The organism is Enterobacter cloacae complex sp. S3, assembly GCF_014930495.1.
Classification (GTDB): Bacteria; Pseudomonadota; Gammaproteobacteria; order Enterobacterales; family Enterobacteriaceae; genus Enterobacter; species Enterobacter asburiae_B.
This window is the reverse complement of sequence record NZ_JADBRD010000031.1, coordinates 140,873-152,857: the sequence shown is the minus strand read 5'-3', so window position 1 is coordinate 152,857 and position 11,985 is coordinate 140,873. Positions and strand designations below refer to the sequence as shown.

The window sequence follows — 11,985 nt, the reverse complement described above, 5'->3', positions numbered from 1 at the left end:
GGCGGGCACCGGGGCGGGCTCAGCGGAAGGCGACTGTTTTGGCCACAGCAGCGGTGCGGCAATGGCGGCAACGATCGCGACGGCAACCGGCAGCGTCCACAGGGGAACGCGGCGCTTTTTCGCGACGATCGGCACAGCCGGTTCCTGAACGGGTTGCGCAACGGCCGGGGCCGGCTCTGGCTCATACAGATCTTCCGGCGTGATGCGCACCACCGAGGAAGGGGCGATCAGCGGCTCGTCGGCGTGTTCAAAGGCTACAACCGGTTCTGGCTCAGGCTCGGGTTCAGGATCTTCAATCACAACGGGGGCGGGCTCAGGGACCAGCGATTCACGCAGGCAGTCGAGAACATCGTCGCGCGCATTCTCGTTCAGGTTGACGAACCCCCAGAAGCTGATGACCGGCTTTCCGTCAACCAGGAAGAGGAAGTTTTCACCCGGGAACTGAAACGCCTTCGACAGCAGAGAACCAAAAAGCTGCTGCGCGGTTTTGGGCGACAGGAGGCATTTCTTGCTTAACGACTCAACGCTGGCTAGCGTGTTTTCCAGGTAGCGCAGGGCGCGATAACGGTCATCTTCATCGGCCGCTTTCCAGCTGGTTACGCTCCCTTCAACGGGGGAATACCAGTCCACGCGGTCACCGCTGTCGTTGACCTGCGGAATAGCCAGACAGTCGACGATGGCCTGTTGTTTGCGCAACCGGAGCGCTTCCCGGATTTGTAACGCTGATTCAAAAACGGCTTGTCCGCCGCCGCCCACGGCCTGAAAGTCATCCAGGTTACCGCTGCGTAAAAGAGTTTTTGCCACGATTTGATCCCATATACTTCTTCACACCGTTACTTTAACGAAACGAGGAAGCAACCAAACGGGGGAAGAGACGCTAAAAGGACCGATTTCTTGCGGCATAGAAAGTGACGGTTGTGCTTGACGGATAATGGCCCTTAAGGCAAATCACCTTTTCGGGCGCTGGCTGTTAAAACAGCAAAAAACGCGGCTTTAGAATAACCTGATAGTGTTTCGTTATTTGCCAGGTCATATCGCCTGTGCTGTTATTACTGTCTTATATAATAAAACTGTCAGGGTTATAACCATGTCTACAGGGAAAACACTGCTCGCCCTTGCGCTGAGCGCGCTGTTACCAGCCGGTGCCGCATCGGCGGCAAACAACGACACCCTTATTTACTGTTCTGAAGCGTCCCCCGAGTCCTTCAACCCGCAAATCGCCAGCTCTGGCCCGTCTTTTGTGGCCAGCTCTCAGGTACTGTACAATCGCCTGATCAACTTTGACCCGGTGAAAAACACCCCGGTCCCGTCGCTGGCGGAGTCCTGGACGATTTCGCCGGACGGCAAGACCTATACCTTTGCCCTGCGCAAAGGGGTGAAGTTCAACAGCAATAAATACTTCAAACCGACGCGCGATTTTAACGCCGATGACGTTATTTTCTCGGTTCTGCGTCAGAAAGACCCTAAACACCCTTATCACAACGTGTCGCAGGGCAACTACGAATACTTTAACGACGTCGGGCTCGATAAGCTGATTCAGGACGTGAAAAAGGTCGACGACTATCACGTTCAGTTCACCCTCAGCGAGCCTAACGCCGCGTTTCTGGCCGACTGGGGGATGGATTTCGCCTCGATTCTTTCCGCCGAATACGCCGACGCGATGCTGAAAAAAGGCACGCCTGAAAACGTGGACACCTGGCCGATTGGTACCGGGCCTTATGTCCTGCAGCAGTACAAGGTAGATTCGCTGATTCGCTACGTCGCTAACCCGAACTACTGGGAAGGCGAGGTGCCGACGAAGCATCTCATCTTCTCCATCACGCCGAACGTGGAAACCCGTCTGGCGAAGCTGCAGACCAACGAGTGCCAGATTATTCCTGCACCGTCCCCGGTTCAGTTTGACGCCATCAAGAACAACAAAGACCTGACGCTGCACTCGGTCGATGCGCTAAACGTCGGCTATCTGGCGTTTAACACCGAGAAAAAACCGTTTGATAACGTGCTGGTGCGCCAGGCGCTTAACTACGCGACCGACAAGAAGGCTATCGTCAATGCGGTCTTTATGGGTTCCGGTACGGTGGCAAAATCGCCGATCCCGCCAAATATGCTGGGCTTTAATAAAGACCTGAAGGACTACAGCTACGATCCTGAAAAAGCGAAAGCGCTGCTGAAGCAGGCGGGGCTGGAGAAGGGGGCGGAAGTCACGCTGTGGTCAATGCCGGTTCAGCGTCCGTATAACCCGAACTCGCGCCGTATCGCCGAGATGATCCAGAGCGACTGGGCGAAAGTCGGCGTGAAGGCCAAAATTGTCTCTTACGAGTGGGGTGAATATCTCTCCGGGATGCGTAAAGGCGAACATGACTCCGCGCTGTTTGGCTGGATGTCCGATAACGGCGACCCGGACAACTTTGCCGACGTGCTGCTGGGCTGCAACAGCATTAAAACCGGATCCAACGCCGCGCGCTGGTGCGATAAGGGTTATGATGATCTGGTGCAAAAAGCGAAGCTGACCAGCAGCCCGGCCGAGCGTGCGAAACTCTACGGTCAGGCGCAGGAGATTTTCTACCAGCAGGCGCCGTGGATCGCACTGGCAAACGGGAAAACGTTCTATGCGACCCGCAGCAACGTGACCGGATACAGCGTGAGCCTGATGGGCAGCGATTTCTCTAAGGCGAAGCTGAACTAATATGTTGCCCGGTGGCGCTGCGCTTACCGGGCCTACGGTTCCCCTGTAGGCCGGGCAAGGCGCAGCCGCCACCCGGCGATTCACAAGGAGTGACAATGTCACATTTAAATGAAGTTACCGCCCGTGTCGATGCCGCCATTGAAGAGAGCGTCATCACCCATATGAATGAACTGCTGATCGAATTAAGTGATGATGCAGATCTCAGCCGTGAAGAACGCTACACCCAGCAGCAGCGTCTGCGTACCGCGATTTCGCACCACGGTAAGCAGCATAAAGAGGAGTTGGACGCGCGTGAGGAACAGCTGACCAAAGGCGGCACCATACTGTAACGATCAAAACTGGCGTCGCGCCACCAGCCAGGCCCCGACGACCAGCATCACCGCGCCGCACACCGGGCCAATCAGGGCGCGCAGCGGAATGCCGTTGCTCCTCAGCACGTCCATCACCAGCCCGCCAATCAGCTGGCTTGCCACCAGCACGGCGATAGTCGTGGCCGCGCCAACGTTCTGATATCCGCTGATGCTGGCAAACACGAAAAATGACCCCAGCAGCCCCGGGATAAGCGTCCACCAGCGCACCGTTGCGGCCAGCTCGCTGAATCCGGCTGCGCCCTGTTTCAGCAGCAGAATGCTGACAAACAGCACAATGCCGACCAGGGAGTTCAGCAGCATCGCGATAAGGATCGTGGAGGAGGACTGGGTGATACGCACCATTAAGGTATTTTGCACCACCAGACCAATTCCCGCCGCCACCAGAAACGCCAGCGTCAGTGATTGATTCATGGGATGGCGTCCGGATCGCTGCGCTCGTCCAGCTGCAGCTGCATAAATGTTAAGTCCAGCCAGCGGCCAAACTTGGTTCCCACCTGCGGCATCTGCCCCGTGGTGACAAAACCAAGCGTTTCGTGGAGGTGAATCGAAGCATGGTTTTGCGCTTCAATACCGGCCACCATCACGTGTTTGCCGATGGCGCGGGCCTCGTTAATCAGCGCGATCATCAGCGTGCGGCCAATGCCTTTTCCCTGATGGTCCGGGTGGACGTAGACCGAATGCTCAACCGTATGACGGAAACCGTCGAAGGCGCGCCAGTCACCGAAAGAGGCGTAACCGGTGATAACGCCGTCTTCCTCACTCACCAGAACCGGGTAACCCGCGAGCGTGCGCGCCTCAAACCAGGCGATTCGGTTATCGGTATCGACGGTTTTATCGTTCCAGATCGCGGCAGTATGCAGCACCGCGTGGTTGTAGATTTCGCCTATCGCAGCGCAGTCTTCCTTGCAGGCATGACGAACGATCATGATTAACCCTCTGTGTGTTGTTTACTATAGTATTACGTTATTCCTACGATATTACACAATCGTATCGCCCGATCGCTACGGCATAAGCCATATTTTTTTGTTATCAAAAGCCCATTGAAATGCCGTTCATACACTATAGTATGACGTCATGAACACCATAACAGACACAATGAATCAACGGATTAGCGCAAGAATTCGCCTTGAACGCGAGTCTCGCGGATGGTCCCTGAGCGAGCTTGCTGACCGGGCCGGGGTCTCGCGCGCGATGATCCATAAGATAGAACGCGGAGACAGCAGCCCGACAGCCACCTTGCTGGCCCGTCTGTCCGGTGCGTTTGGCATCAGCATGTCCACGCTCATTGCCCGGGCCGAAATGCAGGAGGGCAAGCTGCTGCGCCTTGCAAACCAGCCCGTCTGGCGCGACCCACAGACGCACTACCTCCGCCGCCATGTTTCTCCCCGCACCGATCTGCCCATCGACCTTGTTCAGGTTGAACTGCCCGCGGGCAGCGATGTTCCGATGCCTGCATCTTCTTACGCGCTGGCACGTCAGCTTATCTGGCTCCAGTCCGGCGAGCTGGTGTTTCAGGAGGGCGATACGCGCCACGAAATGCACGCCGGAGACTGTCTCGAGCTGGGGCCGCCAAATGACTGCCGGTTCATCAACGAAACGAATGAAACCTGCATCTATCTGGTCGTACGGCTTAACCAGTCTGCCTCGTAATGCTAATGCGATAACGCCGATCGTGAGCCAGGCTGTAATGACATTTGTACCAGAAGGAGATCCCGATGAATCAACCTGTTTCGCAAAATCGCCGCTGGGTACTGGCCTCCCGTCCTCAGGGTGCGCCGGTGGCGGAAAATTTTCGTCTCGAAACGCAGCCTGTTCCCGCCCCGGCTGAGGGACAGCTTTTGCTGCGCACCGTCTGGCTGTCGCTGGACCCTTACATGCGGGGGCGCATGAGCGATGCGCCATCCTATTCACCACCGGTTGAGCTGGGCGCTGTGATGGTGGGGGGAACGGTCAGCCGCGTTGAGCAGTCAAATCATCCCGACTTCAAAGCCGGGGAGTGGGTGCTGGGCTACAGCGGCTGGCAGGAATATGAACTCTCGGACGGCAGCGGCCTGGTGAAGCTGGGCGAAAATCCGTCACATCCTTCCTGGGCGCTGGGTATTCTGGGTATGCCGGGCTTTACCGCCTATATGGGATTGCTGGATATCGGGCAGCCAAAAGCGGGCGAAACGCTGGTGGTCGCCGCGGCGACAGGCCCGGTTGGCGCGACCGTCGGGCAGATCGGTAAAATCAAAGGTTGCCGGGTGGTCGGCGTCGCCGGTGGGGCTGAAAAATGCCGCCATGCCGTTGAGGTCCTCGGGTTTGACCTGTGTCTGGATCATCACGCGGCCGACTTTGCCGAACAGCTGAAACGCGCCTGTCCGCAAGGAATTGACGTCTATTATGAAAACGTCGGCGGGAAAGTATTTGACGCCGTGCTGCCGTTACTGAATACCTCCGCGCGCGTGCCGGTGTGCGGCCTGGTGAGCGGCTACAATGCGACGGGCCTGCCCGAGGGGCCGGATCGCCTGCCGCTACTGATGGCGACCATCCTGAAGAAACGCATTCGTATGCAGGGCTTTATCATCGGCCAGGATTACGGTCACCGCATTAAAGAGTTCCAGGAAGCAATGGGACGCTGGGTTCAGGAGGGCAAAATTCACTATCGTGAACAGATAACGGACGGGCTGGAGAACGCGCCCGAGGCGCTGATTGGCCTGCTCGAAGGGCGTAACTTCGGCAAAGTCGTGATTCGCGTCGCGAGTGACAATAAATAAACAGCACTATGGCGGGGTTTCCCGCCATATTTATTTGTGAAGATACGATATATTGTCTTTAATTAATGGACATGGCATTTCGCGCCCGCATCCCGGATGGGCCCGGAACCAATAAAAAAAACAAACTTTACTTTTTTGATGTTTTTACGTACTTCCCACCACCAGGCATGACGATACAGGATATATCGGACCAGCGTCGTTTTATTAAAACTGGCGTTTAAAAATAGCATTAAGTTTTAGCTACAGGAATTGAACATGCTTGATTTGGACCACTTAGAAAAAGCCCAAAGGGTCAGTCTTACTATGCAAGTTGAACACAGTTTGAAAGGAGCGTTAATTACAGGCTCACTCAAACCTGGGGCACGACTGATTACGAAAGAGATTGCCGATAAATTAGGAACCAGTATTACCCCTGTTCGCGAGGCGCTGTTGCGCCTGGTGTCATCAGGGGCGCTACACGCCACGCCGGCGCAGGCATTTCTGGTTCCGGAGGTCACGCTGGAGCGCTATAACGAGATTAACGCTATCCGCAAGCAGCTTGAGCCGATGGCGGTCGCCGCGGCCTGTCAGAATATGTCTGATAGCAAACTGGAGGCGTTGCGCAAATTGTCGGATGCCTTTCATGAAGCCATGCGCAACGGGAACGTCCAGCAGGCATTGCATGCGAATCGCGTCTTCCGATTTACGCTTTATCAGTATGCGGAAATGCCTACGCTTAATGCCTTAATTGAGCAGCTCTGGGTGCGCATCGGGCCCTGTATGAACTATCTGCATCAGGAGCTTAACGACATCAAAGCCTCGACATATCACTATGACGAACTGCTTTCCGCCCTGGAGCGAAGAGATGTTGTTGCCTGCCAGAAGGCGATTGATAAGGTGATTGATGAAGCGAATTTGCTTTTACAGCGACAATATTTTAACTAAGAGATTATTTAGCAGAGCGACTATATTTCGCCCCTAATTATTTATCTGGTGAATAACTCCTGATGGTTTATTGCCATCAGGAGCGTTATTTCATTAATTAAATAAACTTTTCTTATCGCTTACTCGAAGCGATAAGAGACCGACAGCCCGACCCCGTAGTTACGGCCTGGTGCAGGCTCGTAATAACGACCGTTAGACTCGTTGACAATAACCGAGCCCGCGTACTCTTTATCGAACAGGTTATCGACGCGGCCAAAGACGTCCATGCCCCAGCTGCCGTAGTTGAATTTATACCCGGTGTTCAGCCCGACCACCGTATACGACGGCGCTTTCGCCGTATTCTCGTCGTCGGCCATGATGTCGCTCATGTAGCGCACGTCTGAACCCGCGTACCAGCCTTCCTCCGGCTGCCAGCCAAACGAGGCGTAACCCATGTTGCGGGCAATGCCCGGCATACGGTTACCGTTACAGTCTGCGTCGCTGCAGACGTTAGTCCGGTAGGTGGCATCCAGGTAAGTCCACGCCATCTTCAGCTTCCAGTTCTCGGCAAACTGCTGGTCGAGGGAGACTTCCACCCCCTGACGACGGGTTTTACCGGCATTTTTATAGCTGGTACGCCCGCCAGAGCTGGCATCCACCACGATCTCATCATCCGTATCGGTGCGGAACAGCGCCGCGGTCAGCAGGCCATTGCCGATGCGGGTTTTGCTGCCCACTTCATACGTGTTGTTGGTGGACGGCTGCAGGCCGATGTTCAGGCCGCCCTGGTTATCGGCGCGATAGGAAAGCTCGTTGATGGTCGGCGTTTCGAATCCACGACCTGCGGCAGCGTAGAGGTTCCATGCGTCCGTCACCGCATACTTCACGGAACCGGCCGGGAGCCACTTGTGATAGCTCGCGTCACCGCTGTCATCGCCGTTGCCCGGCGTAATGTAATGGTCGTTGGAATCAAACCAGACCGAGCTGTAGCGCACTCCTGCATCTACCGACAGTTTCTGCGTCAGCTGCCAGCTGGTTTGCAGGTAAGGGTCAACGTTCCACATCAGGTTACGTTCGTTTCGACGCTTGTCACCCTTCACGCCGTAATCCGGCACGCCGTTGTTCATCACGAAGTTCTCGTATCCGCGACGGTCTTCGCTCAGGTTTTCGTAGTTCAGACCGGTGGTAAAGGTTACCGGCACCAGCAGCTCGCCGCGGTGCGTCCAGCGGGTATCCACGCCCTGATAGTGTCGCTGCATATCGATCACACCGCCGGAGTGGGAGGCTTTCAGCTGCGGCTGATACGGAATCGACTGGTACTGCGTCATTTCACGTTCGCCGGCGTACATCATCACGCTGAGATCGTCCTGGGTGCTGAGCTGACGATCGTAGCGCAGGCCGGCCTGGGTCTGCTTGATGGTCTTGCGGGTGTTGTACTGATCGCCGCGCGGAGACTGACGCGGATTGTTCTGCCACTCCTGATAGCTCAGCCCGCCCGGATCGTTGGCCTTCATGTCCACGCTGTTGAAAATCAGCGTCAGCTTGCTGACGTCGTCAATACGCACGCCCAGTTTGGCGTTAGCGAGGTTTTTGCGCGCGCCGCTGTGGTCGCGGTAGCCTTTGGTGGTGAAGCGGGTGGTGGAAACGGTGTAATCCACATCACCCGCGTGGGTGCCGTCACCCATCGCGCCGGTGGCTTTCATGCCGTAGCGCCAGGTACCGTAGCTGCCGTAATAGCTGCTGGCTTCAATGGTCGGCGGCTGCTGCCCGGTCTGGGTGTTGATGTTAATCACGCCGCCGGAGGCGTTGCCGTACAGGGCTGAGAAGGGGCCGCGCAGCACTTCAACGCTCTCCACGCTGGAGAGATCGATGTTAGAGGTCTGGCCCTGTCCGTCCGGCATGGTGGCAGGGATACCGTCGACATACATACGGATACCGCGCACGCCAAACGTTGAGCGGGCACCAAACCCACGCATTGAAAGCTGGAGATCCTGGGCATAGTTCTGGCGGTTCTGAATTTGCAGTCCCGGGACGCTGCCAAGAGATTCAGACAGGTTGATGCGCGGCGCGGCGTGGCGCATGTCATCGCCATTGACGACGCTGACCGCGGCCGGGGTATCCAGTTCCGATACGGTTTGCGGCGTGGCGCTGACGATCATGGTCTGTTCCTCCGCGCTCATTGCGGTTAGCGGCGCGAAAATAACGGGAACCAGCAGCAGCGGGAGAGAAGCCTTACGGGCAGAAATGATTTTCATGAATAAAACCGGTTGTGGTGTATAAACGAACCAAATGGAACATGTCCATACATGTTAAAGGTTTTGTAAATGTTTTGAAAACTATAACCGCACATTGCGTTAATGAAAGGCGAAGCGCGAAAGAAAAACTCCACATTCAGTTCATTAATGATTACTATTCTCATTATCAAAAGGCAATGCCATGACGTTGCCTGCCGGAAGTGATGTCAGCCCAAACCCCTCTTTTCAGAAAAGGAATTGTTATGTCTTTACGTCATCTGTGCTCGCCGCGTCTGAGCCTGTCACTGCTGTCTGCCACTTTACTGCTTGCCGGGACGTTCCAGGTGCATGCCGCCGAAGAGGTGCTGCGTAAAGCGGTGGGCAAAGGGGCGTATGAAATGGCGGTCAGCCAGCAGGAGAATGCGCTGTGGGTGGCGACCTCGCAAAGCCGCAAAACCGATAAGGGCGGAGTTATCTATCGCCTTGATCCGGTCACGCTGGACGTGACGCAGGCGATTCACAGCGATCTCAAACCCTTTGGCGCCACGCTCGACGGCGCGACGCAAACCCTGTGGTTTGGCAACACCATCAACGGCGCGGTGACGGCCATCGATGCGAAAACGGGCGACGTGAAAGGGCGACTGGTGCTCGATAATCGCCAGCGCAGTGAAACCATCAAACCGCTGCAGCCGCGCCAGCTGGTGGCGGATGACGCGACCAACACGATTTACATCACCGGTGTCGGCAAAGAGAGCGTGATTTGGGTGGTGGATGGCGCAACGCTGAAGCTGAAAGAGACCATTGCCAATACCGGTACGTACAGCACCGGTCTGGCGCTGGATGCGCAGGCAAAACGTCTGTACACCACGAATGCGGACGGCGAACTGGTAACCATTGATACGGCCACCAATAAAATCCTGAGCCGCAAAAAGGTGCAGGATGACGGTAAAGAGCACTTCTACCTGAACCTCAGCCTCGATACCGCCGGCCAGCGCGCGTTCCTGACCGATTCAAAACAGCCGGAAGTGCTGGTGGTGAACCTGAAAGACGGCAGCGTGATTGAGAAGATCGCCGCACCTGAATCACTGGCCGTCCTGTTTAACCCGGCCAGCAATGAAGCCTATGTGACGCACCGCGAAGCCGGTAAGGTGAGCGTGATTGACGCGAAAACGTATAAGGTCACAAAAACCTTCGACACGCCGGTCTACCCGAACAGCCTGGCGCTCTCTGCGGATGGCAAAACCCTGTACGTGACGGTGAAACAAAAATCGACTCGCCAGCAGGAAGCCACCCAGCCTGACGACGTCATTCGTATCGCGCTGTAAATAAAAAAGGGAAGGCATTTGCCTTCCCTTTTTGATGCTTACGGACGCTTAACGCGAGGTTTCTTCCACCAGCGGTGCGTCGTGTTTTTCATCGTCGTGATGAACCGGCGCGGTGCTGTGGATCTCGTGAACGCGCTTACGCACGCCAAACCAGCCGGCAATCAGCAGTACCGCCAGCAGCGGAATGGTCGCAATGGTGTAAGTACCGTTCGGGTAGTCAAACGCCATCAGCACCAGCACGCTGAACAGGAACAGCAGGGTGAGCCAGGAGGTCACCGGTGCGCCCGGCATCTTGAAGCTCACATCAGCCGCTTTGCCTTCTTTGATCGCTTTGCGCAGACGCATCTGGCAGACCACGATGAAGGCCCAGGAGGCGATAATCCCCAGTGCAGCCACGTTCAGAACGATCTCAAATACGCGGGACGGCACCAGATAGTTCAGGAACACGCCAAAAACGTAAACCACCAGCGTTGCCAGAATCCCCGCATAGGGAACCTGCTGCTTGCTCATCTTCGACATGAACTTCGGCGCAGAACCGCCCATCGACATGGAGCGCAGGATACGACCGGTAGAGTAAAGACCGGAGTTCAGGCTGGAGAGCGCCGCGGTCAGGACCACGATGTTCATGATGCTGCCAACGTAAGGCACGCCCAGCTTAGAGAAGAAGGTCACAAACGGACTCTGACCTGCCTGATAGGCAGTCCACGGGAGCAGCAGAACCAGCAGCACCACGGAACCGACGTAGAACAGACCGATACGCCAGATCACGCTGTTAATGGCTTTTGGCACCATGGTCTGCGGATCTTTACATTCACCTGCTGCGGTGCCCACCAGTTCGATAGAGGCGAAGGCGAACACCACGCCCTGAACCAGAACCAGCGCAGGCAGCAGACCGTGTGGGAAGAATCCGCCGTTATCGGTTATCAGATGGAAGCCGGTGGCATTGCCGTCCAGCGGCTTGCCGCTGCCGAGGAAGACGGTACCCACGACCAGGAACACCACGATGGCCAGCACTTTTACCAGCGCAAACCAGAACTCCATCTCCGCGAACCACTTCACGCCGATCATGTTCATGGTGCCGACAATCGCCAGTGCGCCAAGCGCAAAGACCCACTGCGGCACATCGCCAAACGCGCCCCAGTAGTGCATATACAGCGCAACGGCGGTGATATCGACAATACCGGTCATCGCCCAGTTGACGAAGTACATCCAGCCCGCAACGTAGGCCGCTTTTTCACCGAGGAATTCACGGGCGTAAGAGACGAAGCTTCCGCTGGAAGGGCGATGCAGTACCAGTTCACCCAGCGCACGAAGAATGAAGAAAGAGAAGATCCCGCACACCAGATAGACCAGGGCGAGAGCCGGGCCAGCCATTTGCAGACGCGCACCCGCACCTAAAAACAGACCCGTTCCGATAGCGCCGCCGATGGCGATCATTTGAACCTGACGGTTGCCCATCGCTTTGTGGTAGCCCTCTTCGTGGGAGTTCAACCAGCGACGTTTAGCAGCATGATGATCGGCTGCGCTTTTATTGCTTGTTTTCATTGAGTTACCTGTTTGCCTGTCTGAACCATTATCGTGATAGTCCTGCCTGGCAGAGCGCAATACAAACGATTGCTTCTGCGCAAACACATGTCGCCTTCCCAGTCATTCTGCGTATGGATAAGGCGAAACATGGCGAGGCATCCTACCTGCAATTCATAAGCGACG

The 11,985-nt window shown here is 56.1% G+C and carries 11 protein-coding genes; 6 read left to right on the top strand and 5 right to left on the bottom strand.

From position 1 onward, the window contains the following. A partial coding sequence (locus tag IM317_RS18275) for an SrfA family protein (protein WP_309233184.1) occupies nt 1-804 on the bottom strand: 804 nt, incomplete at its 3' end. Between the two features lie 283 nt (nt 805-1,087). Here IM317_RS18275 and IM317_RS18270 point away from each other — a divergent pair. Then, nucleotides 1,088-2,686 carry an ABC transporter substrate-binding protein gene (locus IM317_RS18270; RefSeq protein WP_033145683.1) on the top strand — a complete coding sequence of 533 codons (1,599 nt, stop codon included), beginning with the start codon at nt 1,088-1,090 and terminating at the stop codon, nt 2,684-2,686. A 95-nt stretch (nt 2,687-2,781) separates the two neighbouring features. Further along, nucleotides 2,782-3,015: a YdcY family protein gene (locus IM317_RS18265; protein WP_033145682.1), complete on the top strand. Its 234-nt coding sequence runs from the start codon at nt 2,782-2,784 to the stop codon at nt 3,013-3,015. Nucleotides 3,016-3,018: 3 nt separating this feature from the next. On the opposite strand, the gene IM317_RS18260 is transcribed toward IM317_RS18265, so the two are convergent. Both IM317_RS18260 and IM317_RS18255 read right to left on the bottom strand, forming a co-directional pair. Continuing rightward, nucleotides 3,019-3,468 (bottom strand): DMT family transporter, encoded by a 450-nt coding sequence (locus tag IM317_RS18260; protein WP_033145681.1) that lies wholly within the window; start codon nt 3,466-3,468, stop codon nt 3,019-3,021. Next, nucleotides 3,465-3,983, bottom strand: coding sequence for a GNAT family N-acetyltransferase (locus IM317_RS18255; protein WP_033145680.1), 519 nt, complete (start codon nt 3,981-3,983; stop codon nt 3,465-3,467). The genes IM317_RS18260 and IM317_RS18255 overlap by 4 nt, the downstream gene beginning before the upstream one ends. Before the next feature lie 148 nt (nt 3,984-4,131). Here IM317_RS18255 and IM317_RS18250 point away from each other — a divergent pair, with 148 nt between their 5' ends. The 3 genes from IM317_RS18250 to IM317_RS18240 all read left to right on the top strand — a co-directional run bounded on the left by IM317_RS18250 (nt 4,132) and on the right by IM317_RS18240 (nt 6,737). Then, nucleotides 4,132-4,707 (top strand): helix-turn-helix domain-containing protein, encoded by a 576-nt coding sequence (locus IM317_RS18250; RefSeq protein WP_023311983.1) that lies wholly within the window; start codon nt 4,132-4,134, stop codon nt 4,705-4,707. A gap of 65 nt (nt 4,708-4,772) precedes the next feature. Continuing rightward, complete coding sequence (locus tag IM317_RS18245) at nt 4,773-5,813, top strand: NADP-dependent oxidoreductase (RefSeq protein ID WP_033145679.1); 1,041 nt, start codon at nt 4,773-4,775, stop codon at nt 5,811-5,813. 255 nt (nt 5,814-6,068) lie between these two features. After that, complete coding sequence (locus IM317_RS18240; RefSeq protein ID WP_023311981.1) at nt 6,069-6,737, top strand: GntR family transcriptional regulator; 669 nt, start codon at nt 6,069-6,071, stop codon at nt 6,735-6,737. Nucleotides 6,738-6,856: 119 nt separating this feature from the next. On the opposite strand, the gene pqqU is transcribed toward IM317_RS18240, so the two are convergent. Beyond that, nucleotides 6,857-8,971, bottom strand: a complete 2,115-nt coding sequence (pqqU, locus tag IM317_RS18235) for a TonB-dependent receptor PqqU (RefSeq protein WP_033145678.1) — start codon at nt 8,969-8,971, stop codon at nt 6,857-6,859. A gap of 242 nt (nt 8,972-9,213) precedes the next feature. Here pqqU and IM317_RS18230 point away from each other — a divergent pair, with 242 nt between their 5' ends. Then, nucleotides 9,214-10,275, top strand: a complete 1,062-nt coding sequence (locus IM317_RS18230; protein WP_033145677.1) for a YncE family protein — start codon at nt 9,214-9,216, stop codon at nt 10,273-10,275. Nucleotides 10,276-10,323: 48 nt separating this feature from the next. Here the strand turns inward: IM317_RS18230 and ansP are convergent, their stop codons facing one another. Further along, entirely contained in the window at nt 10,324-11,820 is a 1,497-nt protein-coding gene (gene ansP, locus IM317_RS18225) for an L-asparagine permease (protein WP_023311978.1), read from the bottom strand. Nucleotides 11,821-11,985: the final 165 nt, after the last annotated feature.